Origin of the sequence: Flavobacterium shii (assembly GCF_025847235.1) — a bacterium.
In the GTDB taxonomy this organism is placed as follows: domain Bacteria; phylum Bacteroidota; class Bacteroidia; order Flavobacteriales; family Flavobacteriaceae; genus Flavobacterium; species Flavobacterium shii.
In genome coordinates this window covers 109486-135589 of record NZ_JAOZEW010000018.1, presented here as the reverse complement: position 1 = coordinate 135589, position 26104 = coordinate 109486, and the positions used below count along the sequence as shown (strand labels likewise).

General features: G+C 34.0%; 23 protein-coding genes and 1 tRNA gene. 9 read left to right on the top strand and 15 right to left on the bottom strand.

The window, feature by feature from the left end; all coding sequences use genetic code 11:
• Window positions 1–82: 82 nt before the first annotated feature.
• A tRNA-Ala gene (locus OIU83_RS16895) sits at window positions 83–156 on the bottom strand.
• Window positions 157–260: 104 nt separating this feature from the next.
• Between OIU83_RS16895 and OIU83_RS16890 the strand changes: the two genes are divergently transcribed.
• From OIU83_RS16890 to OIU83_RS16875, 4 genes are read left to right on the top strand one after another with little or no spacing between them, the layout of a single operon-like run.
• Complete coding sequence (locus tag OIU83_RS16890) at window positions 261–1028, top strand: enoyl-CoA hydratase/isomerase family protein (RefSeq protein ID WP_264207435.1); 768 nt, start codon at window positions 261–263, stop codon at window positions 1026–1028.
• A gap of 5 nt (window positions 1029–1033) precedes the next feature.
• A complete protein-coding gene (locus OIU83_RS16885; RefSeq protein ID WP_264207434.1) occupies window positions 1034–1210 on the top strand; it encodes a hypothetical protein in 177 nt (58 codons plus the stop codon).
• 32 nt (window positions 1211–1242) lie between these two features.
• The gene (locus OIU83_RS16880) at window positions 1243–1695 is read left to right on the top strand and encodes a 6-pyruvoyl trahydropterin synthase family protein (RefSeq protein ID WP_264207433.1); all 453 of its coding nucleotides are present in this window, start codon (window positions 1243–1245) and stop codon (window positions 1693–1695) included.
• 15 nt (window positions 1696–1710) lie between these two features.
• The gene (locus OIU83_RS16875; RefSeq protein WP_264207432.1) at window positions 1711–2469 is read left to right on the top strand and encodes a UDP-2,3-diacylglucosamine diphosphatase; all 759 of its coding nucleotides are present in this window, start codon (window positions 1711–1713) and stop codon (window positions 2467–2469) included.
• Here OIU83_RS16875 and OIU83_RS16870 read toward each other — a convergent pair whose 3' ends face one another.
• The 8 genes from OIU83_RS16870 to OIU83_RS16835 all read right to left on the bottom strand — a co-directional run bounded on the left by OIU83_RS16870 (window position 2470) and on the right by OIU83_RS16835 (window position 10756).
• Window positions 2470–3681, bottom strand: coding sequence for a cytochrome c3 family protein (locus tag OIU83_RS16870; protein ID WP_264207431.1), 1212 nt, complete (start codon window positions 3679–3681; stop codon window positions 2470–2472).
• Window positions 3682–3764: 83 nt separating this feature from the next.
• On the bottom strand, window positions 3765–4121 hold the full coding sequence (locus OIU83_RS16865) for a hypothetical protein (protein ID WP_264207430.1): 357 nt from the start codon (window positions 4119–4121) through the stop codon (window positions 3765–3767).
• Between the two features lie 268 nt (window positions 4122–4389).
• Window positions 4390–5313, bottom strand: coding sequence for an alpha/beta fold hydrolase (locus tag OIU83_RS16860; protein ID WP_264207429.1), 924 nt, complete (start codon window positions 5311–5313; stop codon window positions 4390–4392).
• Window positions 5314–5316: 3 nt separating this feature from the next.
• A complete protein-coding gene (locus OIU83_RS16855; RefSeq protein ID WP_264207428.1) occupies window positions 5317–6597 on the bottom strand; it encodes an MFS transporter in 1281 nt (426 codons plus the stop codon).
• The gene (recJ, locus tag OIU83_RS16850) at window positions 6587–8287 is read right to left on the bottom strand and encodes a single-stranded-DNA-specific exonuclease RecJ (RefSeq protein ID WP_264207427.1); all 1701 of its coding nucleotides are present in this window, start codon (window positions 8285–8287) and stop codon (window positions 6587–6589) included. Before recJ ends, OIU83_RS16855 begins: the two co-directional genes overlap by 11 nt.
• A gap of 174 nt (window positions 8288–8461) precedes the next feature.
• Window positions 8462–8806: a HopJ type III effector protein gene (locus OIU83_RS16845; RefSeq protein WP_264207426.1), complete on the bottom strand. Its 345-nt coding sequence runs from the start codon at window positions 8804–8806 to the stop codon at window positions 8462–8464.
• Between the two features lie 120 nt (window positions 8807–8926).
• Window positions 8927–9655: a 16S rRNA (cytidine(1402)-2'-O)-methyltransferase gene (gene rsmI, locus OIU83_RS16840; RefSeq protein ID WP_264207425.1), complete on the bottom strand. Its 729-nt coding sequence runs from the start codon at window positions 9653–9655 to the stop codon at window positions 8927–8929.
• A 120-nt stretch (window positions 9656–9775) separates the two neighbouring features.
• On the bottom strand, window positions 9776–10756 hold the full coding sequence (locus OIU83_RS16835) for a hypothetical protein (RefSeq protein WP_264207424.1): 981 nt from the start codon (window positions 10754–10756) through the stop codon (window positions 9776–9778).
• 243 nt (window positions 10757–10999) lie between these two features.
• On the opposite strand from OIU83_RS16835, the gene OIU83_RS16830 reads away from it, so the two are divergent.
• Window positions 11000–11590, top strand: a complete 591-nt coding sequence (locus OIU83_RS16830; RefSeq protein ID WP_264207438.1) for a thymidine kinase — start codon at window positions 11000–11002, stop codon at window positions 11588–11590.
• 44 nt (window positions 11591–11634) lie between these two features.
• Window positions 11635–12081 (top strand): hypothetical protein, encoded by a 447-nt coding sequence (locus OIU83_RS16825; RefSeq protein ID WP_264207423.1) that lies wholly within the window; start codon window positions 11635–11637, stop codon window positions 12079–12081.
• Between the two features lie 129 nt (window positions 12082–12210).
• On the opposite strand, the gene rpoN is transcribed toward OIU83_RS16825, so the two are convergent.
• The 5 genes from rpoN to OIU83_RS16800 form a co-directional block, all read right to left on the bottom strand.
• Window positions 12211–13674, bottom strand: coding sequence for an RNA polymerase factor sigma-54 (gene rpoN, locus OIU83_RS16820; RefSeq protein WP_264207422.1), 1464 nt, complete (start codon window positions 13672–13674; stop codon window positions 12211–12213).
• 137 nt (window positions 13675–13811) lie between these two features.
• On the bottom strand, window positions 13812–15260 hold the full coding sequence (asnS, locus tag OIU83_RS16815) for an asparagine--tRNA ligase (protein WP_264207421.1): 1449 nt from the start codon (window positions 15258–15260) through the stop codon (window positions 13812–13814).
• Between the two features lie 471 nt (window positions 15261–15731).
• Entirely contained in the window at window positions 15732–16418 is a 687-nt protein-coding gene (locus OIU83_RS16810; protein ID WP_264207420.1) for a zinc metallopeptidase, read from the bottom strand.
• A gap of 96 nt (window positions 16419–16514) precedes the next feature.
• Window positions 16515–17150, bottom strand: a complete 636-nt coding sequence (locus tag OIU83_RS16805) for a response regulator transcription factor (protein ID WP_264207419.1) — start codon at window positions 17148–17150, stop codon at window positions 16515–16517.
• 4 nt (window positions 17151–17154) lie between these two features.
• Window positions 17155–19155, bottom strand: a complete 2001-nt coding sequence (locus tag OIU83_RS16800) for a tetratricopeptide repeat-containing sensor histidine kinase (RefSeq protein WP_264207418.1) — start codon at window positions 19153–19155, stop codon at window positions 17155–17157.
• 175 nt (window positions 19156–19330) lie between these two features.
• Here OIU83_RS16800 and OIU83_RS16795 point away from each other — a divergent pair, with 175 nt between their 5' ends.
• The gene (locus tag OIU83_RS16795) at window positions 19331–19738 is read left to right on the top strand and encodes a hypothetical protein (RefSeq protein ID WP_264207417.1); all 408 of its coding nucleotides are present in this window, start codon (window positions 19331–19333) and stop codon (window positions 19736–19738) included.
• 327 nt (window positions 19739–20065) lie between these two features.
• Here the strand turns inward: OIU83_RS16795 and OIU83_RS16790 are convergent, their stop codons facing one another.
• Complete coding sequence (locus OIU83_RS16790) at window positions 20066–23347, bottom strand: leucine--tRNA ligase (protein ID WP_264207416.1); 3282 nt, start codon at window positions 23345–23347, stop codon at window positions 20066–20068.
• A 274-nt stretch (window positions 23348–23621) separates the two neighbouring features.
• On the opposite strand from OIU83_RS16790, the gene OIU83_RS16785 reads away from it, so the two are divergent.
• Window positions 23622–23969, top strand: a complete 348-nt coding sequence (locus tag OIU83_RS16785) for a winged helix-turn-helix domain-containing protein (RefSeq protein ID WP_264207415.1) — start codon at window positions 23622–23624, stop codon at window positions 23967–23969.
• Window positions 23970–24092: 123 nt separating this feature from the next.
• On the top strand, window positions 24093–26093 hold the full coding sequence (locus OIU83_RS16780; protein ID WP_264207414.1) for a TonB-dependent receptor plug domain-containing protein: 2001 nt from the start codon (window positions 24093–24095) through the stop codon (window positions 26091–26093).
• Window positions 26094–26104: the final 11 nt, after the last annotated feature.

Here is a 26104-nt window from a genome sequence, read left to right as displayed (position 1 = left end):
GCGATAGCTTTGTAAATATGTAGACAAGAAAAAAGAAAACCCTTGTAAAAACTAATTTACAAGGGTTTGTTATTTTGTATTGTGGAGAATATCGGATTCGAACCGATCACCTCTTGCCTGCCAGGCAAGCACTCTAGCCAAATGAGCTAATCCCCCAAAGTGATTGCAAATAAAGTCAATTAATTCTCAAAAAACAAATTTCAAATCGTATCGAATGAAAATAGTTGTCAAAACCGTAACTTTACAATAAAAATAAGAATATGAGTTCAGAAATTCTAAATGGTTCACTTCATACTATTATCCAAAATAATATAGCAACGGTTGAGTTTGGTCATCCTGCTAGCAATTCTTTTCCTGGAACATTACTTCATAAATTAACTGTTGAAATAGATAATTTGAGTAAAAATGATGCTGTTACGGTTATCATTTTAAAAAGCAAGGGAAGTGGTGTTTTTTGTGCTGGAGGTTCTTTTGATGATTTTCTTGCAGTTACGAATGAAGAGCAAGGAACCGAATTTTTCTCTGGATTTGCAAATCTTATCAATGCTATGCGCAATTGCTCTAAATTAATCGTAGGACGTATTCAGGGTAAAGCAGTAGGAGGGGGAGTTGGTATTGCTGCGGCATGTGATTATGCTTTTGCAATACAGGATAGCGCCGTAAAACTCTCTGAACTAGCTATAGGAATTGGTCCATTTGTAATAGAACCTGTAGTTTCTAAAAAAATTGGAAAAACAGCGATGGCCGAAATGACGCTTGCGGCTCATGAATGGAAATCGGCAGCTTGGGCAAATCAAAAAGGTCTTTATGCAAAAGTGCTGGAAAATATAGAGCAATTGGATGAGGAATTATCTCATTTTACATCAAGGTTGGCTAGTTATAATCCGGAAGCATTAGCAGAAATGAAAAAAGTAATTTGGGAAGGTACAGATCATTGGAGTTCGTTACTTTATGAACGAGCTCAGATTTCGGGAAAATTGGTTTTATCGGATTTTACCAAAAATGCCTTATTACAATTTAAAAAATAATAAATATGAGTATTGTTTTATTCCTTCAACAAGTTGATGTTGCCGAGAAAATAAAAACGGCTCCAGATAGTAGTTATCAATTAGGTGTACTTATAGGTTCTTTTATTCCCTTCATAGTTTTGGTCGGAATTGCCTATTGGATGTATAACAGAGCCAAAAAAAGAGATAAAAACGGTTTTTAATTTTGTAAATTTGCAATCTAAAATACAACTCGATGAGTAATATCAGAATTACAAAACAATTTAGTTTCGAAACCGGACATGCACTTTATGGTTACGACGGAAAATGTAAAAATGTCCACGGGCATAGTTATAAACTGTCTGTAACAGTTATTGGTTCTCCAATTACTGACCGTGATAATGTAAAGTATGGAATGGTGATTGATTTTTCGGATCTAAAAAAAATTGTAAAAGAAGAAATCGTAGATCAGTTTGATCACGCTACAGTTTTTAATGAAACTACACCACATATAGAATTGGCAAATGAACTAAAAAATCGTGGGCATCATGTGATTTTGGTTGATTATCAGCCAACAAGTGAAAATATGGTTGTTGATTTTTCTGAAAGAATAATCAAAAGATTACCAAAAAATATTTCTCTTTTCTCTTTAAAACTTCAAGAAACTGAATCATCATTTGCTGAATGGTATGCAAGTGATAATTTGTAATCGAAATCTATTTTCATGCAATTACCCAACAATAAAAAAGTTTATTTTGCTTCCGATCAACATTTTGGAGCACCAACACCCGAGTTAAGTTTTCCGCGCGAACAAAAATTTGTAGCATGGCTTGATGAGGTAAAAAAAGATGCAGAAGCAATTTTTTTATTAGGTGATTTATTTGATTTTTGGTTCGAATATAAAACTGTTGTCCCAAAAGGATTTATTCGTGTTCTGGGTAAACTGGCAGAAATTCGAGATAGCGGAATCCCTGTATATTTCTTTGTGGGGAATCATGATTTGTGGATGGATGATTATTTTGAAACGGAACTTAATATTCCCGTTTATCACGATAATAAAGAATTTACTTTTGGGGATAAAACTTTTTTAATTGGTCACGGTGACGGAAAAGGACCTGGAGATAAAGGGTATAAAAGAATGAAAAAAGTCTTTACAAACCCATTTTCAAAATGGATTTTTCGTTGGCTTCATCCTGATGTTGGAGTGAAATTGGCACAATATTTATCAGTAAAAAATAAGCTTATTTCTGGCGATGAGGATGTAAAGTTCTTAGGCGAAGAAAACGAGTGGTTGGTATTATATGCTAAACGAAAACTAGAAACGAAACACTATAATTACTTTGTTTTTGGTCATCGTCATTTACCAATGATTATTTCGGTTGGAGAGGATTCGAACTATGTAAACCTTGGTGATTGGATCGGGTATTTTACCTACGGAGTTTTTGACGGTGAGACTTTTGAACTTAAGAAATTCGAGAAATAATTATTTCGTCCTAATCGGATAAGTAGCTATTCTATGAGTTCTCAAACTATAATTTGAAATAGTTTGGTGACCTGATTGCTGGAATTTAATAGATTTAGAAGGTTGCTTTGGCATATGACATTCGATGCAATTGTTTTTTAGTAAATTATCCGAAATTGATTTTGTTGTTGCGGAGTTATGTTTCACAATGCTATGACAGCTCATACATATTTTGGAATAGGAAGCCATACTTTTAGCCGCATTTTCATGTGGATTATGACAAGTCATGCAATCTATGGCCTCACTTTTTGTAAAGCATTTACTCTGAGATAATAGTAGAAACTGATTTCCATGTACATCATAATTTGTTGTATCGTTTGATTTTGGAACACCTCTAAAATAGTCCAAAAGATTATCACCTGGTCTAAACTCAAATCGGGACTTTACTTTTAGTTTGTCGTTCCCAGAATGACAAAGGGCGCAAGCATCTAGTTTTTGTTGTCTTTTTAAAGTATCGTATAAAACCATAGCATAGGCAGTTTTGACATTAGGGAATTTCAAATGATAATTTACGTGTTTTTTGGCTGGACCATGACAGCGCTCACAATCAATGCCATAAACCAATGTTTTTTCATTCATGAAATCTTCAACATCCATCGATAGAAAATTGATACTGTCGGAATTTGTAGTAATAAATCGACTGCCAATGTTTGAACTATGGCAAGCGAAACATTCCTTTCCTATTTTTCGGCTAAATGAAGCTTCTTTTTCTGAAAATCCGGGGCTTGTTGCCCAATTATTAATTGATTTGTAATAGGATATTGGTAATTCGTAGGGATAATTGCTGTCCCAATAAGCGGCAGTTTGTGCATGTTTGATTCCAAAAATAATGTCAAATCGATGTGCTTCAACTTCTTTTCCATTTTTGTAAAGCACCTGATATAAGCTATCGTTGCGCTTTTCCATCACCAGCTTAGTATCGGCATCATAAATAAAGATATGTTTGGCAGAGTCAAAATCGCCCAAGATGTTTTCTCTAGTGCCAGGAGCAGTTGCTTTATAGTGTGCACTTTTTAAAGCCATCTGATAAGTTGCCTGATGGCATTGAATGCAGCTTTCGGATCCTGCATAATCGGTTCCGCGTGGATCTATATATTCATCGGATTTATTAGCACAGCTTGAAAAAAAGACCGTAAGAAGTAAAAGAATAAAATGCGCACCTGTATTTTTCATTATTGTAAATATACTTTTTTTTGTGTAAAATCAAAATATATTTAAATTATGAATTGTAGGTGTTAAAAAGATAAGAATATGACTTAATTCATGCCAACTCCGTAAACATATTCTTCTAATGTGATTTTAAATAATGATCCTTTTACCAAATCTTCAATAGCTTTTAATTCATCCATAGAAACTGCTAAATCTATTTGAGAGCAAGGAGTTTTTAATAAAAACTTATGGCATTTATTTTTTAAAGCACACTCGTCACAACATTCATTTGCAATCATGCTATCTTCAATTAGATCATCAAAATCTTTTAATTCGGATATTGAAAAACAAAAACCGGTTTCTTTAAATACCAATTGTATTTTATCAAAAAGTGTTTCATTATGGTTTTTCCAATAAAAGGCAATTCCGAAGTCGTTATGATATATTTGTTCTATTTCTCTCATGTTCTTCAATTATAGAAACAAATATAATTATTATTTATATTAATTCTAAATAAAAAAATCATAAAATAGGTTAATTTTTGTTAACGAAATAAATAGCCTAAAATTAGGTTAGTTTTGATCAATATTTTTAATAATTGCTTTATGGATCGATGAAAAATGGATCATATAAGTAAATATAAGGCGAAACTTATTTGCGTAAAGCTAGATGAACTTATAGCACTTATATGGTTTTATATAACAGAGCTAAATGATTTAAAAATTGCTTGATTTATTTAAGCCATTTATCAATGCTGTCTAGAAAATCTTTTTGCTGGTCTACAAATAGGTAATGCGAACAGTTTTCGATAGATACGAAATTTTGTTTTCCTACAATATTCTTTAATGCATCGATTTCCGAAACAGAAAAAATACCGTCTTGCTTTCCATATATGGCATAAATAGGCATTCCTTTCTTTTTTAATTGCTGTAGAATAGGTTTTGTGTCGATATTGTTTTGCTTTTCATTTTTATAAAATAACAAAGGAGCATTTTTATTTCGAATATTCGTTTTGTAAAAATCACTTATTTCATATTGATGATATAAAGCTTTAGATTCAGTTGTAGGTTTTGGTATTTTAAAGAAATTGTTTTCTCCAGCCAGTTCAAAGCATTCTTTTCTATATTCGGCAGAATTTTTATTAAGTTTTTCTACCTGAGAAACTTTATCAAGCATAACTGAATCATTCTTTTTGACGTATATTTTTCTGACTGAATCCAGAATATGATTGTATGTTTCTTGTTGAGAAAACAAAGCACCAGCAAGAACTAGTGCATTAATATGCTGAGGATATTTTTCGGCATAAAGTGTGGCAACCAAACCTCCAAAACTATGAGAAAGTAGTGTTGCTTTTTTTAGATTGTATGTTTTAATAATTGCATTTAAATCGTTGAAAGCTTCATTATAAGTAAATGTTGCATTGGGGTCGGTAGATCTTCCTTCGCCTCTACGATCATAAGCAATTACATAGAATCCTCTTTTCGAGAGCTCTTCGGCAGTATTAGTACCTTCAAAAAGTGTTGCATTACCACTTGGTCCACCATGGATGAATATAATCGGAGTATCAGTTTTGTTTCCGTAAGCTTTTATATATAGTGTCTGACCGTTAACGAAGAATGTTAGGAAAAGAAGCGAGAATAAGAATGTTATTTTCATTTGTTAGTTCATATTTTGATGATCTTCCATGTCTTTTTGCAAGTCCAGATTTCTAAACGTTGGTGATTTTATTCCAAAACCTAAAACAGTTAATAATGTCATGCTTCCGCCAAAAACTACAGAAACGACAGTTCCCATTAATTTGGCTGTTAAACCACTTTCAAAAGCACCTAATTCGTTTGAAGAACCTACAAACATTGAATTTACAGCAGCTACGCGACCACGCATATGATCAGGAGTCTTAAGTTGTAAAATTGTTTGACGAATTACTACCGAAATTCCATCGGCAAGACCACTCAGGAATAATGCTACCACGGAAACCCAGAAAATAGTTGAAACCCCGAATAGAATGATAGATAATCCGAAGACAAAAATGGCTCCTAAAAGTTTCATTCCTGCTTTTTTGTATAAAGGAACGTAAGCGGATACAAGCATAGTAATAAAGGCTCCAACAGCCGGAGCGGCTCTTAGTACTCCAAAACCTTCTGGACCAACTTTTAAAATATCCTGGGCAAAAACTGGTAATAAAGCAACTGCTCCACCAAAAAGAACAGCAACCATATCAAGAGAAAGTACTCCTAAAATGGTTTTATTATTGAATACAAATTTTAATCCTTCTTTTAGGCTTTCCATTACTGGTTCGCCAATTTTAGGGTTTAGAATAGGTTTCTTGCTAATTTGTGATAATGCTATTAAAGCAAAAAGCGAACACCCAAAAACGGAACACATCGACCAATGAACACCAATAAAGTTAATTGAAAATCCTGCAATAGCCGGTCCTAAAACTGCGCCTATTTGCCAAACCGAACTACTCCAGGTTGCAGCATTTGGATATGCTTTTTTAGGTACAATTAAAGATAAAAGTGAAAAGATAGTTGGTCCCAAGAAAGCACGAACCAATCCGCCTAGAAAAACCAAAAAGTAAATCGAATATAGAATTGCATCTGTAGACCATCCGCCCACAACTTTTGGCCACGTCAATAAAAATAATCCAAAACTGATTACAGAAAATCCAAGAATACATTTTACTAATAACCCTTTTTTCTCTCGTTGATCGACCATGTGTCCGGCAAATAATGCCATCGAAACGGCAGGAATTACTTCCATTAAGCCAATTAATCCTAAAGAAAGTGGATTTTTGGTTAAACTGTAAACTTCCCATTCGATAACGATAAATTGCATTGACCAGGCAAAAACCATAGCAAAACGCAATAATAAAAACACATTGAATTCTCTGTAGCGTAACGCTTGGTAAGGATCGGTTTTGTTTGTTTTAGTTTTCATTTGCTCTAATATCTTTTAGCATAAGTTGGGTTGAAATGTTTCCATTCCATTCATTTTCGGATAAACAATAAGTTAGCTGAAATGTATTTTGATTTTTTGTGATATCTATTTTCTTACCTAGCCCAAAACCTATTGCGGCAATTCCTTCCGAATTATTTTGTTTAACAAAAAGTCTTAAATGTTCTTCGTCTGCACCCAAGGTTTTAGCATGGCCAGTATCTTTTACGTTTTTGGTCATAAAAACCGGAGTCATGTTTAGAGGACCAAAAGGTTCAAATTGTTTTAGAATTCTAACGAGCTTTGGAGTAATATCTGTAAAATTAATCTCGGCATCAACTTCAATTTCTGGAGTTAGCATTTCTGGGAGAATAGTTTTTTCTACTTGTTTTTCAAAAGCTTCTTTAAAAGCAGGATAATTTTCTTCCTTTAAAGTCATTCCAGCTGCGTACATATGTCCTCCAAATTGTTCCAAATGGGAAGAACAGGCATCGAGAGCGTTATAAACATCAAAGCCTTTTACAGAACGGGCAGAAGCAGCATATTTGTCACCGCTTTTTGTAAAAACAAGCGTAGGTCGATAGTAAGTTTCTATTAATCTCGAAGCTACAATACCAATAACGCCTTTGTGCCAGTCTTCTTGAAAAACAACAGTAGAAAAGCGTTCTTGCTCTTGGTTTTTTTCTATTTGCTGAAAAGCTTCTTTGGTAATTTGTTTGTCGAGATCTTTACGGTCGGCATTGTATTTTTCTATTTCTGATGCAAATTGTTGTGCTTGCTCAAAGTCGAATTCTGTTAATAATTCCACAGCATGATTACCGTGCTTAATACGACCGGCGGCATTAATTCTTGGGGCTATGATAAAAACAACATCGGTAATGTCGAGGACTTTTTTCTTTACTTGGTGAACCAAAGCCTTAATTCCAGGTCTTGGATTGCTATTAATAACTTGTAAGCCGTAATAAGCCAAAACTCTGTTTTCGCCCGTCATGGGTACAATATCTGCCGCAATTGCAGTTGCAACCAAATCTAAGTAAGGAAATAAATCATCAATGGTTTCATTGCGATTTGTTCCTAAAGCCTGAATTAATTTAAAGCCTACACCACAACCACATAATTCATCATAAGGATAAAAACAATCTTCTCTTTTTGGGTCTAAAACGGCAACAGCATCGGGAAGAAATTCTCCAGGACGGTGGTGGTCACAAATGATAAAATCGATATTTCGTTCTTTGGCGTAAGCTACATGATCGATAGATTTTATACCACAATCCAGCGCGATAATTAGGGAGAATCCATTATCGTCGGCAAAGTCAATTCCTTTAAAAGAAACTCCATAACCTTCGGCATAACGATCCGGAATATAAGTTGCTACATTCGGGTAATATGATTTTAAGTAAGAAGAAACTAAGGAAACGGCCGTTGTACCATCGACATCATAATCGCCAAAAACAAGAATATTTTCCTGATTAGCAATTGCTTCCTCTATTCGGGAAACGGCTTTGTCCATATCTTTCATCAGATACGGATCATGAAGATGTTCTAACGACGGACGAAAGAAATTCTTAGCATCTTCAAAAGTTTCGATGCCGCGTTGGATTAAAAGTGTTGCTACAAAATCTTCTACATTTAAGGATTGTGCTAAATGGCTGATTTTATCTTCAGAAGGTTTTGGTTTTAATGTCCAACGCATTTTTATTTTTGATTTTAGAGTGTAGATTTTAGATTTTTAGAAATCGAAAATCGTTTAATCTGTGGAAAAGAACATTTATTTTTAACTTTGTCAAATCGAGCGGAGTCGAGATTCTTTGTTATACGAGAGTGGTTTCGACTCCGCTCAACCTGAGAAAAGGGAATATTTAATTTTTTACTTTAATTCCAAAGCTTCACCTTCAAACTGAATTCCATCCCAACCAGTGTTTATGAAATTACGTATGTTTTGGTGATTGGTTCCGTTTGGACCTCCTAAAACTTCTTCGAAATAATAAGCACCAAAACAAGCTAAAGTTTCTTCTTGCGATAGGTTCTGCAATTTCGCGAAAGCAAATAATTTACAAGAACCTGAGTTTTCGCCAGCAGCATTGTGTTGAGTTCCGTTCTGGAAAGCAGTTGGAGTAAAGTTGTAGTTTTCCTCAATTACTGCAATAGTTTCCGGGAATGTTATTTCGTTTGGAGTTTGTTTTAGTTTTTCTAAAAAGGCTTGAATGCTCATATTATGTTTTATTAATATCTTTAAAATGATCTTAATTGTCAGTTCGAGCGGAGTCGAGAACTAATTGCTGCATCTCGACTCCGCTCGAACTGACAAAATGGTATTTGAACCAACATCGTGTTAATCTTCTTCTTCTGCCTCATCCTTAGAAAATTTACTTTTCTTAGGCTCTTTTATTATTGTTTTTCCAGCAACAACCACAACAATTTCTCCGCGTGGTGCTGTTTTTTCAAAATGTGCTAATACTTCTTGGGCAGTTCCACGAACATTTTCTTCGTGCAATTTTGATAATTCTCTGCATACACAAATTTGTCTGTCTTCGCCAAAATAAGTGATAAATTCAGCAAGTGTTTTTACTAGTTTATGAGGAGAAACATATAAAATCATGGTTCGGGTTTCTTCGGCAAGAACTAAATAACGGGTTTGTCTTCCTTTTTTGTCAGGAAGGAAACCTTCAAAAACAAACTTATCGTTTGGTAATCCGCTATTTACTAATGCAGGGACAAAAGCAGTTGCACCAGGCAAACATTCTACTTCGATTTTATTTTCGACACATGCACGCGTAAGTAAGAAACCAGGATCGGATATCGCAGGAGTTCCCGCATCCGAAATCAAGGCGATGGTTTCTCCGGCTTTTAATCTTGAGATTAAATTCTCGGTAGTTTTGTGTTCGTTATGCATATGATGGCTGTACATATGCGTGCCAATCTCAAAATGTTTTAAGAGTTTACCACTTGTACGAGTATCTTCGGCTAAAATTAAATCTACTTCTTTTAGAATGCGAATGGCTCGAAAAGTCATGTCTTCTAGGTTGCCAATAGGCGTGGGAACAATATATAATTTAGACATAATAAGTTTTAATATTTAAACACAGATTTACTTCGTCTGTTCGCTTTCGCTCGGGTCAAGAATTAGCACGAATGCTTAAAGTGCTAAAAATTTCACGAAAATAAATTGGTAAAAATCTGTTTATGAAAATTTCTTCTCAATAATACCTACGAAACGCTCTGCATATTCGTCTTTTCCTTCCCAGTTGTTGTAATCTGGTTTTACCATGCTTTCAAGGAATTCATTGGCTTCGCTAAAACTATCAAATGTGATTAATTGATTTAAAACACGATTGTAATCTTCGGGACTGTTTCCGAAAAGATGTTTTGTGAATGCGATACGGTCGTTAAGATCAACATGAAATCCTTTTGAAAGTTTTTCGTTTAAAGAAACTGGTTTTGGTTCTTCAAGAACTGCTGTTGCAGCAACTTCTTTTTTCTTTTCTTTCAATTCAGTTGGAGCAGGCGGAGTTGGAGTAGGCGAAACTGCTTCAAAGCTATCTACTTTTACAAATTGTGCATTGCTATAATCGATTCCCATTAAATCTTCGAACGAAATATGAACAACATCCGATTTCTCTGGAGTTTCATCTTTAGCCTCTTCTTTTAGTTCAAATGAAGGAATGAAATCTGGAATTGGAGTTTCTGCTACTTCTTCAACTTTTTCCTCTTTAACAGGTTCTTCTGCTTTTATTTCTTCAACTTCTGGTTCATTTGGCTCAGTTGGTTCAATTTCTGGTTCAGGAATTTCTATAATAGGCTCAGAAACCTCTTCGGGTTTACTTTCTATTTCAGCTATTGGCTCAGGAATTTCTTCAGCTGGAGTTTCTACAACTTCATTTACAATGATTGCTGCTTTTACAATTGGTTCTTCGATTGCAAGAGCTTTTTCAGGTTGAATTACTTCCTCTTTTTTAAATGAAGTTTCAATCGTAGAATCTATCTCTCGGCGTCCAATAGTGGGCTTCGCATCTTCAAAATTCTCATCAATAAACTTTAAAACAGCCAGCTTTTCATATAATTTCTGCGTTTCAAGATATAATTGATTGATATCGGACTTGTTCTTAAGTTTTAAAATTCGATGTGCAATGCTGATTAAATCGGCTTCCAATTTTTTTTTCATGACGTTTAAAAATTATAATGAGTTAGGCGTATTTATAAATGTGTTTTCTTTTTGATAAAATCAAAAAATGAAGGAAACATTGCGCAATATTCTTTTTATTTCTTTAAATAAACGCTCTTGAATCTTCGATTTGATAAAAATTTTCTACTTTTGAAAAACGTAAAAGTATCGAATTTTTATGTTGATTTATTACCAGTACAAAGTAATAAAAACTATTCATCTTTAAAGGCAGAAAAATACAAAATGTTTCTCGAAAATACAGTAAATCACAAAGAACAATTTGGTTGGATTGAAGTTATTTGTGGGTCAATGTTTTCGGGTAAAACCGAAGAGTTAATTCGCAGATTAAAAAGAGCTCAATTTGCCAAACAGAAGGTCGAAATTTTTAAACCCGCTATTGATACCCGTTATCATGACGAAATGGTTGTGTCTCATGATGCCAACGAAATTCGCTCAACACCAGTTCCTGCTGCGGCTAATATTGCAATTTTGGCACAAGGTTGTGATGTTGTAGGGATTGATGAAGCACAGTTTTTTGATGACGAAATTATTACCGTATGTAATGATCTCGCTAATCAGGGAATTCGCGTAATTGTTGCAGGATTGGATATGGATTTTAAAGGAAATCCATTTGGTCCTATGCCGGGACTTATGGCAACAGCTGAATATGTAACCAAAGTACATGCAGTTTGTACAAGAACAGGGAATTTGGCAAATTATAGTTTCCGTAAGACCGATAATGATAAATTAGTCATGTTGGGGGAAACCGAAGAATATGAGCCGTTAAGTCGTGCTGCTTATTATAATGCCATGAAAAAGAATCAGGAGAAATAGATTTTTTTTATATCTTTTTAGAACAATAACTAAACAAAATAATAATGCAGGAAAAAAGCAAGAAAAGAAAAGTAATTACGCAAGTAATAATAGCTGTTGTAGTTGTGGCGATTCTGGCAATTTCTGCAAATTTAATTCAGTATTATTTTTTTAAAGGACCATCTGCTGTCGATAAACATATGACAGAATTAGTTACGAAGTATAATAAAAATTGTCCTTTAACGATTCAGGAAGGAATTCGTTTAGACAGTGTTAGTTTAATTCAGGAAAAAGTTGCTCAATACAATTTAACCTTGGTAAATAATGACAAAGAAACTACAGATGTTGGCGCATTAAGCAAGAACATTGAGGAAAGTTTGCTAAGCACTGCCAAAGCAAATCCGGGACTTAAGGATTTTAGAGATAATAATTTCACTCTGATTTATAGTTATAACGATAAAAAGAATGAGTTTTTATTTAAGATTAAAATTATACCTGAACAGTACAAATAACAGAATTAGAGCATAAAAAGAAACCCGACAATTATATAGTTGTCGGGTTTCTTTTTATATATAACTCATAAAGAGTCAATGCTTAAATTCTTTTAATTCCTTAGTGGTAAAATGAATAGTAAAAAACAATTACATTTTTTTACGCATTCTTGCTACAGGAATATCAAGTTGCTCACGATATTTTGCAATAGTTCTTCGAGCAATAGGATATCCTTTTTCTTTCAGGATTTCTGCAAGTTGATCATCTGGAAGTGGTTTCTTTTTATCTTCTTCTTCGATTGTATTTTGTAAAATTTTCTTGATTTCCAAAGTCGAAACATCTTCACCCTGATCATTTTTCATCGCTTCCGAGAAGAATTCTTTTATCAGTTTTGTTCCATAAGGAGTTTCTACATATTTACTGTTTGCAACACGTGAAATTGTCGAAATATCCAACCCAACCATATCGGCGATATCTTTAAGAATCATCGGTTTTAGTTTGGTTTCATCACCATCCAGGAAGTATTCTTCCTGATAATGCATAATCGCATCCATGGTTACAAATAAAGTTTCCTGACGCTGGCGTATAGCATCGATAAACCATTTAGCCGAATCCAGTTTTTGTTTTATAAATTGTACGGCATCTTTTTGTGCTGTCGATTTATCTCTGGAATCCTTATACGTTTGCATCATTTCCTGGTAATCTTTAGAAACATGCAGCGAAGGAGCATTTCTTCCGTTTAAGGTCAATTCAAGCTCACCGTCTATAATACGTATGGCAAAATCAGGAACCACATTCTCGGTAACTTTATTGTTTCCTGTAAATGCACCACCTGGTTTAGGATTTAACTTTTCTATTTCGTGAACAGCTTTTTTAAGTTGCTCATTCGAAACATTGTATTTTTGTAACAGTTTATCGTAGTGCTTTTTAGTAAAAGCGTCAAATTGGTTTTCGATAATATCAATTGCTAATTCTACATATTCTGTTGGAGTTCTATGTTTTAATTGTAGTAATAAACATTCCTGTAAATCCCGTGCACCAACGCCCGAAGGTTCTAGTTCATGAATTACATGAAGCATTTTTTCGACTGTTGCCTCATCCGTATAAATACCTTGTGTAAATGCCATATCATCTACAATATCGGGAATACTTCTTCGTATGTATCCCATATCATCGATACTTCCTACAAGAAATTCGGCAATTTCGCGCTCTTCATCATTTAAGATAAAAGTATTTAACTGATTAATTAAGTCCTGATGAAAACTAACTGGCGATGCAAACGGAGTTTCACGTTCCTGATCATCATCACTATAATTATTAGCTTGAGTTTTATAATCCGGAGTATCGTCGTCGCTTAAGTATTCGTCGATGTTAATATCATCGGCTTCAATTCTGTCAGATTCTGCATCATCATAATCATCATATTCTTCATTAGCAAACTCATCCGCTTCGTATTCCTCTTCTTTTCCAGCTTCTAGAGCCGGATTTTCGTTCATTTCTTCTAATAAACGTTGTTCAAAAGCTTGCGTAGGCAATTGAATTAACTTCATCAACTGAATTTGCTGAGGAGATAATTTCTGAGATAATTTTAAATTTAAAAATTGCTTTAGCATATAAAAAGTTGCTAAGATATTAAGGCACTGAGGCGCTAAGTATCTTATGTTGACGAATTAAATTCGTGTTGATTATTTTTTTATTTAATATTTTAAAAACTTAGAACCTTAGTGCCTCAGTAACTTAGAGTCTTAGACTAAAACTCTGCATTTCCAGGAGTTCTAGGAAAAGGAATTACGTCTCTAATGTTTGTCATTCCTGTTACAAAAAGAACTAATCTTTCAAATCCAAGTCCGAAACCAGCGTGAGTTGCAGATCCAAATCTTCTGGTGTCTAAATACCAAGATAATTCTTCTTCGTCAATCTCTAAAGCTTTCATTTTTTCGATTAAAACGTCGTAACGCTCTTCTCTTTCAGAACCTCCTACAATTTCTCCAATTCCAGGGAAAAGGATATCCATTGCACGAACTGTTTCTCTTCCTGGTTCTGTATTGTCATTCAAACGCATGTAAAACGCTTTAATATTTGCTGGGTAATCAAACAAAATTACTGGACATTTAAAATGTTTTTCCACCAAATAACGCTCGTGTTCCGATTGTAAATCAGCTCCCCATTCGTTGATGATATATTGAAATTTTTTCTTTTTATTAGGAGTTGAATCTCTTAAGATATCAATAGCTTCAGTGTAAGAAACACGTTTGAAGTTATTCTCCAAAACGAAATTCAATTTCTCTAACAAAGCCATTTCGCTTCTGTCTGCTTGAGGTTTTGATTTTTCTTCGTCTAAAAGTCTTCCTTCCAAGAATTTCAAATCATCCTGACAATTATCCAAAGCATATTTGATTACATATTGGATAAAATCTTCAGCCAAATCCATATTGTCATCAAGATCATTGAAAGCAACTTCTGGTTCAATCATCCAAAATTCTGCAAGGTGACGAGAAGTATTAGAATTCTCTGCTCTAAAAGTTGGTCCAAAAGTATAAATCTGACCCAATGCCATTGCGTAAGTTTCTCCTTCTAATTGTCCCGAAACCGTTAAGTTTGTTTCTTTTTCGAAGAAATCTTCTTTATAGTTTACTTTCCCATCTTCTGTTCTTGGCGTATTGTCAAAAGGTAAAGCCGTAACTTTAAACATTTCTCCAGCACCTTCAGCATCAGAACCAGTAATAATTGGCGTATTTACATATACAAAACCCTTTTGTTGAAAATAACTATGAACAGCATACGATAAAACTGAACGCACACGCATAATTGCACCAAACATATTCGTACGTACACGTAAATGCGCATTTTCACGCAAGAAATCCAAACTAGGTTTGTTTTTTGGTTGTATCGGGAATTTTTCTGCATCAGAATCTCCTAAAATCTCCAATTTGTTTACCTGAATTTCATATTTCTGACCAGCACCTTTACTCTCAATCAAAGTTCCAGTAACCGAAACCGCAGCACCAGTAGTAATTCTCTTTAAAGTTTCATCTGGTGTATTTTCAAAATCAACAACACATTGTATATTATTAATGGTAGAACCGTCATTAAGAGCGATGAACTGATTATTTCTAAAAGTTCTTACCCATCCTTTTGCATTAACCTCCTGAAGCGTCGTAGTACTGTTTAATAAGTCTTTAACTTTTGTGTGTCTCATTTTAATTTTAGAATTGATATTAAAAATTGTCTTTCAATCGAAATGCAAATATAATCGAAATGTTTGTAATTGCCATAAGGAGTTGCGAAGTAAGGAGCTATTTCCCGCTCCCGAAACTTCGGGACGCTATATCTTTATGTTTTTAAAGAAAAAACATAAAGGATGCCGCTACTATCAGGGCTAGAATTGAGAGTAAATTAGATAATGAGATAGTGTGTCAATGAGATAATTAGAAAATGTACAAATCCTACAAAGCTAAAAGGAACCTTGCAGGATTAATTTAGTTGTTATCCTAACAGGTTTTTAAAACCTGTTAGGTATTTTGCATTGATTAAGATACTAACAAGGTTTTAGAAACCTTGCAGGATTATAAAAACCGAAATCAGATAAATAAAAAAATCCGTTTTTTACAAAACGGATTTTTTTATAGAACCTTAGTCCCGAAGCTTCGGGATAGAATCTTAGAACTAATTAATTTCTTCTTCCTCCCATATAAATTGAGACATAATATAATAAAGTAGCAATCGAACCAATGGCGGCTACTACATATGTTCTTGCGGCCCATTTTAAAGCATCTTTTGCACCAGCTTGTTCTTGTTGCGTAAGCATTCTTTTGTTTTCTAGCCAAGCAAGAGCACGGTTACTAGCATCATATTCTACAGGCAAAGTCACAATCGAAAATATTGTTGTTGCTGCAAAAATGATAATCCCAATTAGTAATAATTGCGGAAAGCTACGAAGCATTAGGATACCTGCAAGCAAAATCCATTGCATATAAGTTGAAGCAACACTTACGATTGGTACCAATTTAGAACGCATTGTTAACCATTGGTATCCTACGGCATGTTGTACAGCGTGTCCACATTCGTGCGCTGCAACGGCAGCCGCAGCCGCATTACGTTGGTTGTAAACGGCCTCACTTAAATTTACTGTTTTATCTACTGGATTATAGTGGTCTGTTAGCTGACCAGGAGTCGAAATTACTCTAACATCACGGATACCATTATCGGCAAGCATTTTTTCGGCAATCTCAGCACCACTCATTCCGTTTTGTAATTGCAATTTCGAATATTGTTCGAATTTACTCTTTAGTCTTGAACTAACTAACCAGCTAAATAACATAATCGCTCCAGCAAGAATTAAATAACTCATTCCCATATCTTTTGTTTTTTAGTTTATTATTTAAAGTTACTAGATAAATAGCAATTTCTGAACCAAATTAAAAAAATGTCATTTTGTCATTTTAAACTTTGTTTAGTTTAAAAGGTTGTTTTTAAGAAGATGCGTCATTAATTCGGCAACATTTTTCATTTTATATTTTTGCAGAATATTTCGTCTATGGGTTTGCACAGTCAAAAAACTTAAAAATAATTCATCGGCAATTTCCTGAGTCGATTTTCCTTTAGAGAGTAATACTGCAATATCTTTTTCTCGGCGACTAAGACTTGGAACTTGTTCTAAATCTTCGGATAATGGTTGACTAATAATTGTTTTTACTTCATCACTAAATACAATTTCACCATAGATAGCTTTATAAATGCAACGTTTAAACTCTTCAAAAGAAGCACTTTTAAGGATATAGCCATTTCCTCCGTTTTGGATAAACTGCATGACCAGACTTCTTTCAGATTGACTACTCATACCAATAATTATAATCTGCGGATATTTTTGCTTAATCTTTTTACATAAATCAATGCCGGTCATAACAGGCAGAAAGATGTCCATTAAAATTAAATCTACTTTATTATTTATGATGTAATCCAATAGCGTGACTCCAGATTGCATTTTCTCAACAATTTCGACAGTATCTAAATCAGACAACAATCCCGAAATTCCTGAAATTACAATAGGATGGTCGTCTACAATCACCATTTTATATTTTTTACTCATTTTCCTAATTTTCATTTATAACATTCAACTCAATATAAACAGAAGTCCCTTGATTTATTTTGCTTTCGATTTCCAGTTTTCCATTTAAGAATTCTACTCGATTCTTAATGTTTTTCAATCCCATACCGTTTTTATTCTTTGTATCTAAAATGTCAAAGCCAATACCGTTGTCCTCAACAGTTATAAAGAAAACATCCTGATTTTGGGAACAAGAAACCAAGACCTGAGAGGCTTTTGCATATTTTAATGCATTATTCAACAGTTCTTGAATAATCCTGTAAATCCTGATTTCGTAATTTTTGGGCAGTTTTGATTTCTTTATTAAATATTGAAATTCAATTTTAGTAATAGCGTTTGAGTTTGCAGCGCATAAATCCCTTAAAGCATGTTCTAAGCTTAATTCTAATAAACTTTCAGGCATTAGATTCTGCGATATGTTACGAAGTTCTTTAATAGAATTATCCAGCAAAGTATCCGCTCCATGTATAACTTCGCCTTTTTCTTTTTTAGCAAGATTTAAATGAATTTTTAATCCAGAGAGCATACTTCCCAGTCCATCGTGTAAATCTCTGGCAATTCTTTTTCTCTCAATTTCCTCCCCTTGAATCAAAGCTTTAGAAACCGAAAGTTTATGACGATTTTCAAAAGCCATCAAATCCTGCTTTAAATTAATTTCTTTTTGAGCACTTAATTTCTTTTGATTTTTATTGAAAATCCACAAAAACAATACGGTAAGAAATAATAGAAAAGAAAGTACTGCAAACAAAATGGTATTCAAACGTGTATTATTTACCATTAAAACCGCCTTTTCATTTTGGGATAGTAGTAAATTGATTTTTCTCTCGCTTTCGGCTTTTTTATATTTCGCTTCAAGTTCTACGATTTCATTCTGAAAATTTGTATTGTTTATACTGTCATTTATGTTATTGTATTTGTTAGAATAGAAATAAGCTTTATCATATTCATTTGTTGCATTATATACTTTTGCCAATTCGTTATAATAATTCTTTTTATCAAGAATGAAGGGGGTGTGTTTTATAAGATAATCTAAATTGCTTTTGGCTTTAGAATAGGTTTTTAATTTAAAAAGAACTTGATATTCTGCAAATTTTAATCGGTTTAAAACAATGCGGTTTTCATGTTTTTCTGCAGATTTCATTCCCTTTTTATAACTTTCTAAAGCATCAGCGTTTTTATTTTGCTTTGCATAATAGAATCCTTCAGAATAAAAGTAAGAATCGTTTAAGTTAGATTCTGGGAATTTTTTTAGGATAGAAAAGGCTTTGTCCAATACTTTTTTAGCATCATAAAAACGCTTGAGTTCTACGAGATTTTCAGCATTCATAAGATAAGTCTCCATTTTAGACTCAGCGACAGTAGGTGTTTTCTTTATTGCTCTTTCAATATAATTTTGTGCTTCACTTAAATATTCACTTGCTTTTTCGCGTTCGCCATTATTCATAAAAATAATAGCAACCGCTTTATGTAAACCGCTTATAAGTTCATAATCGCGGCTTTTTTTTGCAATAGGGATAGCTTCATTTATCATCAGTTTCATGTAACCCTTTTCATTATTTTTTTGCTGCTGCAAGATTCCGTAATTGTGAAGAATACTAGCGCGAAATCTGTAAGCTTCGGTAGTATTATATTTTTTTAGTCTTTTATTGGCCTCAAGAAGCATTTTCTCAAATCCAGCAGCATCACCTTTATCCATAAGGCTAAAAGAGTTATAATAGAGAGATAGATCATTTAAGTACGGAAATTTAGTTTTGAGTCTATTTGCCTGAGCGAGATATTCTTTAGATTTTTCAAGATCCTGAACAATCAAATACATTTTTGATAATCTGAAACTATAAAGGCTTTTTAAACTATCTGATTTTATGTTTTTAGTGACTTTGGCAATACTGTCTATATAACCAGAATGATCCTCTAAGGAAAGAATAACTTGAGAATTTGTAACTGCTGATATAGATAGAAATAGTATGCAAAAGTAGATTCTGGTCATAAAGGGGTGTTTTATCAAATTTATTAAATTAAAAAAAGATTCAAAAAAAAATCCTTCTTTTTACCTGATATCAGGTAGAATAAATTACACTTTATCAGGTATTGTCCTATTTTTTGTTCAGGTTTATATTTGTTAAAATGATTATTAAACGTAAATAAACCCAAAGAATTCAATCATGAAAACGACTTTAAAAAAAATTATGTTCTTGCTAACCTTGGTTTTTGTAGCTGCATCATGTAGTAGTAGCGACGACAATAATGAGCCAGAACCAGTTAAAGTATCTAGAGATGTAAAATATGAAATAACAGGAAATTTTACTGGAGAACTAGATGTGACTTATATGGAAAAAAGTGGTGCACCACTTATTGAAGATGTTCCATCATTACCTTGGGTAAAAGAATTTACTGCTGATGCCAAAAGCGATGGAGCTTTAGTACACACAGGTGGGCTCGGAGGTGTTGCAGGGCAAAAGGTGACTGCTAAAATTTATGTTGGAGGTAAAGTTGTTTCTGAATTAACAGGAACGGCAAATAGCGACGGGATTATTGTTGTACATACAAAGACTTATATTTTTCCAAGATAAGATTCTAAGAATGGTTTGTAAATAAAAAAGCAAGGTCTGTAATTTCACAGAACTTGCTTTTTTTGTTTTCTATATCTTGTAGAGGCGCACCGCAGTGCATCTTCGCATGCATAATCGTTTCCTAAAACACACACACACACACAAACGTAAGACGCACTGCTTTACATCTCTACAATAATACGTGGGTAAATATTGGCGATTCTCTTTGTGGGGTTTCTTGCGTAGTCCTTTGACTTTGTTGAGGAGGACAAACTATGCGCAAAAAAAATTCCAAACCCCAACAAAAGTTGGAATTTGGAATTTATAAAATATTGTAAATTGAACTATTTATCCAACCAAATTGATGATTTTTCCAGGAACGATAATTACTTTGTTTGGCGTTCTACCATCCAATTGTTTTAAGGTTCTTTCGTCTTTCATAATGATTTCTTCGATTTGCGCTGCAGTTAAATCCAAAGGCAATTCGATTGTAAAACGCATTTTTCCGTTAAACGAAACTGGATATTCTTTGCTGCTTTCTACTAAATACTTAGGTTCAAAAGTAGGGAAGGCAACAGCTGCAATAGATGTTGTATGACCTAATAACGACCATAATTCCTCAGCGATATGTGGTGCATAAGGCGAAATTACAATTGCTAAAGGCTCAAGTATAGCACGAGAATGACAGTTTTGTGTAGACAATTCGTTTACACAAATCATAAACTGAGAAACTGAAGTGTTAAAAGAAAAACTCTCAATATCTTCTGCTACTTTTTTAATGGTTTTATGTAATGATTTTAAGTTGTCCTTTGTTGGTTCATCATTGGTAATAATTAAACCATTATCATCAAAATACAAGCGGCATAGTTTTTTTAAGAAACCAAATACTCCCGAAATTCCAGCAGTGTTCCAAGGTTTAGCTTGCTCTAATGGTCCTAAGAACATTTCGTATAAACGTAATGTATCAGCACCATATTCATTACAAATATCATCTGGTGTAACTACATTATAATATGATTTCGACATTTTTTCGACCTCACGACCTACAATGTATTTACCGTTTTCATCAAAAATAAATTCAGCAGTATTAAAGTCTTCTCTCCAAGCTTTAAATTTTTCAATCTCTAATTCATCAGAAGAGTTTACGAAATGCACATCAACGCGAATTGGTTGTACATTTTGACCTTCAATTTTATTTTTAGAAATAAATGTATTTGTTCCTTCAAGTCTGTAAACATAAGCGGTAGTTCCCAAAATCATTCCCTGATTAATCAGTTTTTTGAATGGCTCTTCTGTTGGAGCAAAACCTTTGTCTTTTAAGAATTTATTCCAAAAACGAGAATATAATAAATGTCCAGTTGCATGTTCGCTTCCGCCAATATACAAATCGACACTTTCCCAATATGCTATAGCTTCTTTGCTTGCAAATTCGTTTTCGTTATGAGCATCCATATAACGCATCCAGTACCATGAACTTCCTGCCCAACCTGGCATAGTGTTTAGTTCAAGAGGAAAAATCGTCACATTATCAACCAAATCAGTATTTATAACTGTATTAGTTTTAGTATCCCAAGCCCAAACAGCTGCATTTCCTAAAGGAGGCAATCCGTCTTCGGTAGGTAAGTATTTCTCTACTTCAGGCAAAATAATTGGTAAATGTTGCGCCTCAATCATTTGTGGCAATCCATTTACATAATATACCGGGAATGGTTCTCCCCAATAACGCTGACGTGAAAATACTGCATCACGCAAACGGTAATTGGTTTTTCCTGTTCCTTGATTTAGTTTCTCTAATTCGGCAATCGCTTTTTGAGTTGCCTTTTTATAATTTAATCCGTTTAAGAAATCAGAATTTGCAATTTCTACATTGTCTTTTGAGCCATAAGCAGCTTCAGAAATATCAACATTAGCAAAAATATTCTTGATTTCTGGCATTCCGTTTTGACCTTTAAAGAAATTTGCAAAAGCATAATCTCTTTCGTCTCCACAAGGAACCGCCATTACTGCACCTGTTCCGTATCCTGCCAAAACATAATCGCCAATCCAAACCGGAATTGGTTCTTTTGTAAAAGGATGTTCTGCATAAGCACCTGTAAATACTCCCGAAATAGTTTTTACATCGGCCATACGCTCACGCTCAGAACGTTTTGCCGTTTTTTCGATATACGCTTCAATCGCTGCTTTTTGTTCTGGAGTTGTAATCTCAGTAACCAAAGGATGTTCTGGAGCCAATGTCATAAACGTAACCCCGAAGATAGTGTCAGGACGAGTTGTGAAAACTGCAATCCCCCTAGCCCCCGAAGGGGGAACATCTACTGCATTTAGTAATTCATGTTTAATAACTGTTAAGACACTATCGATATTATTAAATATTTCTTTATTATTAAAACGGATTACTTTGAAGCCTTTTTCATTAAGAATTTCAGTTCTTTTTGCATCTGCTTCTTGCTGTGAATCATGGATTCCTCCATCAACTTCAATAATTAATTTTTTAGATAAGCACACAAAATCTACTATGAAATCATCTATTAAATGTTGTTGTCTAAATTTATAATCTAGAGCTTTTGACTTTAAATTAAGCCATAAAATTTTCTCTGCTTCAGTAGGATTGTTTCTCATTTCTTTAGCTCTTTCAAGTAATAAATGAGAATTGTTTCCTCCTGTCATATAGCCCGATTTTTGTTCAGCGCTATCTGTCTCTTCCCCTTCGGGGAAGGATAGGATGGGGAATGTAACCATTGCTCCAACCGATTTCCCGATCCAGTTACGTTGGCTTTCTTTGATGCTTTCGCTCCAGTCGATATCGTTAAGACCTTGCAACAAACGTTCTGCATAAGCAGAGATACGCATGCTCCATTGTGTCATCTTTTTACGGATTACAGGATAACCACCACGCTCAGAAACTCCGTTTACGATTTCGTCATTTGCCAAAACAGTTCCTAAACCAGGACACCAGTTTACTTCGGTTTCTGCCAAATAAGTTAATCTGTATTGTAATAGAATTTTTTGTTGCTCATCTGCCGAAAATGATGTCCATTCGCTTGACGAAAAACCTACTATATTATCATCGCAAACTGCATTTACAGTTGCATTTCCTTCTTTTTCGAAAATAGAAACCAAAGTCGAAATGTCTTCGGCTTTATCAGCATTTTTATTGTACCAAGAATTGAACAATTGGATAAAAATCCATTGTGTATGCTTATAATAATCAGGATTAGAAGTACGAACTTCTCTGTCCCAATCAAATGAGAATCCTATTTTATCTAATTGTTTTCTGTATCCAGCAATTTGCTTTCCTTCTTTATCTACACCACCATCAATATTTACACGAGTAGTATCTTCCGGACGTTGACCTGTTTGTATAGCATATTGCTCTGCAGGTAATCCGAAACTATCGTAACCCATTGGGTGCAAAACATTAAATCCTTGGTGTCTTTTAAAACGAGAATATACATCTGATGCAATATAACCTAGCGGATGCCCAACGTGTAATCCCGCTCCAGATGGATAAGGAAACATATCGAGTACGTAATGTTTCGGCTTTTCGGAATTATTTTCGGCTGCAAAAGTTTTATTGTCTGCCCAATATTTTTGCCATTTGGCGTCTATTTCAATCGGATTGTATTTCATTTTAAAGGTTCAAAGGTTCAAAGTGATAAAGTTTCAAAGGCTTTCTCACGATTCATTATAAGTTCGCAAATTTACGTTTATTGTGGATTGTACCAAAGTTATTTTTTTTAGATATCATAGAATGATAAAAATCAGTATTTAAATAAGTTTGAATATTTAGATTTGCGTTTCTGTATGCAAGAAAGAGTTTTTTTTGTTTTCAAGTATTTAAGGATTTGAAAGAATAGGTTTACTTAAAAATTGATTATTTTAGTATCGATTTTAAAAGAATAAAATGGGCAATAGTAAAAAATATTCTATCGAAGTTCGACTTTGGATTGAAGAAGCCGAAGGTCCTTTTTTAGGTATTGGTAAGATTTGGTTATTAGAGAATATAAGAAAAACAGGTTCTATTACCAATGCTGCCAAAGAGATGAAAATGGCGTACAGACAAGCTTGGCAATTGGTAGAAGAGATGAATCTACGTGCCGAATCTCCTTTGGTAGAAAAACTTCTGGGAGGTAAAGGTGGTGGTGGAGCACGATTGACAGAAGCTGGCGAAAATGCAATTACAGTATTTTATGAAATTGAAAAAAGAATTAAAGATTTTGCTCAAAAAGAGGTTCAGAATTTAAAATTCTAAATTTTTTTAATAATCAGTATTCATTTTAAAACATACTGAAGAGGTTGACTAATTGTAATCAAAAATATAAATGCTAATCATCAGTATTCTTTTAAAAACATACTGAAAAAATTATTGAAAATTATGAAGCTAAAAATTATAACATTTTTATTATTTCCGCTCATTGGCTTATGCCAACAAAATAATTCGGTCGCGATAGATTCGGTAAAACCTACCAATATGTTTATGCTTGGAGAAGTTATTATAAAAAATAATAAAAGCAAGGATACACTAAACAGGGTGACGACCAAAAAAATGGAGTCGCAAAATAAAATGGATGTTTCTCAGGCATTAAACATGCTTCCGGGTGTGAGTTTAACCGCTTCGGGACCAAGAAATGAATCTATGGTTTCGATCCGTGGGTTTGATTTAAGGCAAGTTCCAGTTTACATGGACGGAATTCCGGTTTATGTTCCTTATGATGGTTATGTTGATTTGGCTCGATTTACAACTTTTGATCTTGCTGCGATAGATGTTTCTAAAGGATTTTCGTCAGTACTTTATGGCCCTAATTCGCTCGGAGGAGCTATTAATCTTATCTCCAGAAAACCTTCGAGAATATTAGAATATGATGGTTCGTTTGGGATGATTAATTCCAATGGATATAAAGGGAATATTAATATAGGTTCTAATCTGGGTAAATTTTATGTTCAGGGAGGGTATTCGTATTTGCATCGCAATTCTTTTAGAATGTCGTCTAATTATGTTCCTTCTAAAAACGAAGATGGAGGCGAAAGAGATAATTCCTATCGCACGGACCAGAAAATTAGTTTTAAAGTTGGATGGACTCCAACTGAAAAGAGCGAATATGCAATAGGGTATATCAATCAGCAAGGCGAGAAAGGGAATCCTGTTTATGCGGGCGATGATGTATTGAATTCGCTTTATGCAAAACCTCGATATTGGCAATGGCCTAATTGGGATAAGGAGAGTTATTATTTTATCTCCAATTCAAATTTGGATGATAAGAACAGTTTTAAAACTAGAATATACTACGATAGATTTAAAAACACATTAGATAGTTATGATGATAACACCTATTCGACCCAAACTAAACCGTACGCTTTTCAGAGCAATTATAACGATTATACGTATGGAGGGAATCTGGAATACGACACGCAAATAATTCCGAAAAACGACCTTAAAATCGCATTTCATTTTAAAGAAGATGTACATCGGGAAAATAACCTTGGTGAACCTGTGCGTAATTTTGTAGACAATACGGTATTGATTGGGATTGAAGATGTTTATAAAATTTCGAACAAATTTACTTTGGTTCCCGGAGTGAGTTACAACATCAGGAAAAACAAAGAAGCCGAAGATTATAATAGTACGACAAAAGTAATTTCTGATTATCCTGCGGCAGATGCAAGTGATGCTTTTAATGCGCAAATAGGATTTTTTTATCAGCTAAATGAGAATCAAAAACTGGGAGCAACCGTTTCGCAGAAAACACGATTTGCAACAATCAAAGACCGATATTCGTACCGAATGGGAACAGCAATTCCTAATCCTGACCTGAAACCAGAAAAAGCGGTAAACTATGAAATAAATTATACCGCAAATCTTTTTAGTAAAATTACTTTTCAAACAGCTGTTTTTTATAGTTCGCTTACCGATGCGATTTTAAATGTAAGTAATGTTGCGCCGGGGAAATCGCAAATGCAAAACTTTGGCGAAGCCGAATATATGGGAATTGAAGCGCAACTGAATTATTCGCTTTTGCAGAATTTAGCTTTTAATGTTAATTACACTTACGTAGAAAGAAATAACCTGACGGATCCTACGATTCATTTTACCGATGTGCCAAATACTAAAGTTATGGGAACGGTAGAATACGAGCCAATAAAACTACTGAGATTAATAGCTAACTCTGAGTTTAATTCGTCCAGAATTAGTACAAGTTATGGTGCGAGAGTTCCAGATTACACCCTTTTAAATCTTTATGGTTCGTGTAAAATTGCTAAAAACTTTAGCATCGACGCTGGAGTAAATAACATATTTGATAAGAACTACAGTCTTGTAGAAGGATATCCTGAGGAAGGACGCAACTTTTTTGTGACACTTCGATTTTTTAATAACTAAATCAAAACTAA

Excerpts from the sequence above, each read along its gene's own strand:
- OIU83_RS16855 (WP_264207428.1), bottom strand. The coding sequence starts at position 6,597 with ATGAAAACTAAAACAAACAAAACCGATCCTTACCAAGCGTTACGCTAC.
- OIU83_RS16805 (WP_264207419.1), bottom strand. The coding sequence starts at position 17,150 with ATGAGTAAAAAATATAAAATGGTGATTGTAGACGACCATCCTATTGTA.
- OIU83_RS16875 (WP_264207432.1), top strand. The coding sequence starts at position 1,711 with ATGCAATTACCCAACAATAAAAAAGTTTATTTTGCTTCCGATCAACAT.
- OIU83_RS16845 (WP_264207426.1), bottom strand. The coding sequence starts at position 8,806 with ATGAGCATTCAAGCCTTTTTAGAAAAACTAAAACAAACTCCAAACGAA.
- rsmI (WP_264207425.1), bottom strand. The coding sequence starts at position 9,655 with ATGTCTAAATTATATATTGTTCCCACGCCTATTGGCAACCTAGAAGAC.
- OIU83_RS16890 (WP_264207435.1), top strand. The coding sequence starts at position 261 with ATGAGTTCAGAAATTCTAAATGGTTCACTTCATACTATTATCCAAAAT.
- OIU83_RS16790 (WP_264207416.1), bottom strand. The coding sequence starts at position 23,347 with ATGAAATACAATCCGATTGAAATAGACGCCAAATGGCAAAAATATTGG.
- OIU83_RS16885 (WP_264207434.1), top strand. The coding sequence starts at position 1,034 with ATGAGTATTGTTTTATTCCTTCAACAAGTTGATGTTGCCGAGAAAATA.
- recJ (WP_264207427.1), bottom strand. The coding sequence starts at position 8,287 with ATGCGTTGGACATTAAAACCAAAACCTTCTGAAGATAAAATCAGCCAT.
- OIU83_RS16800 (WP_264207418.1), bottom strand. The coding sequence starts at position 19,155 with ATGACCAGAATCTACTTTTGCATACTATTTCTATCTATATCAGCAGTT.
- OIU83_RS16860 (WP_264207429.1), bottom strand. The coding sequence starts at position 5,313 with ATGAAAATAACATTCTTATTCTCGCTTCTTTTCCTAACATTCTTCGTT.
- asnS (WP_264207421.1), bottom strand. The coding sequence starts at position 15,260 with ATGAGACACACAAAAGTTAAAGACTTATTAAACAGTACTACGACGCTT.
- OIU83_RS16780 (WP_264207414.1), top strand. The coding sequence starts at position 24,093 with ATGAAGCTAAAAATTATAACATTTTTATTATTTCCGCTCATTGGCTTA.
- OIU83_RS16865 (WP_264207430.1), bottom strand. The coding sequence starts at position 4,121 with ATGAGAGAAATAGAACAAATATATCATAACGACTTCGGAATTGCCTTT.
- rpoN (WP_264207422.1), bottom strand. The coding sequence starts at position 13,674 with ATGCTAAAGCAATTTTTAAATTTAAAATTATCTCAGAAATTATCTCCT.
- OIU83_RS16795 (WP_264207417.1), top strand. The coding sequence starts at position 19,331 with ATGAAAACGACTTTAAAAAAAATTATGTTCTTGCTAACCTTGGTTTTT.
- OIU83_RS16825 (WP_264207423.1), top strand. The coding sequence starts at position 11,635 with ATGCAGGAAAAAAGCAAGAAAAGAAAAGTAATTACGCAAGTAATAATA.
- OIU83_RS16870 (WP_264207431.1), bottom strand. The coding sequence starts at position 3,681 with ATGAAAAATACAGGTGCGCATTTTATTCTTTTACTTCTTACGGTCTTT.
- OIU83_RS16810 (WP_264207420.1), bottom strand. The coding sequence starts at position 16,418 with ATGGGAATGAGTTATTTAATTCTTGCTGGAGCGATTATGTTATTTAGC.
- OIU83_RS16835 (WP_264207424.1), bottom strand. The coding sequence starts at position 10,756 with ATGAAAAAAAAATTGGAAGCCGATTTAATCAGCATTGCACATCGAATT.
- OIU83_RS16785 (WP_264207415.1), top strand. The coding sequence starts at position 23,622 with ATGGGCAATAGTAAAAAATATTCTATCGAAGTTCGACTTTGGATTGAA.
- OIU83_RS16880 (WP_264207433.1), top strand. The coding sequence starts at position 1,243 with ATGAGTAATATCAGAATTACAAAACAATTTAGTTTCGAAACCGGACAT.
- OIU83_RS16830 (WP_264207438.1), top strand. The coding sequence starts at position 11,000 with ATGTTTCTCGAAAATACAGTAAATCACAAAGAACAATTTGGTTGGATT.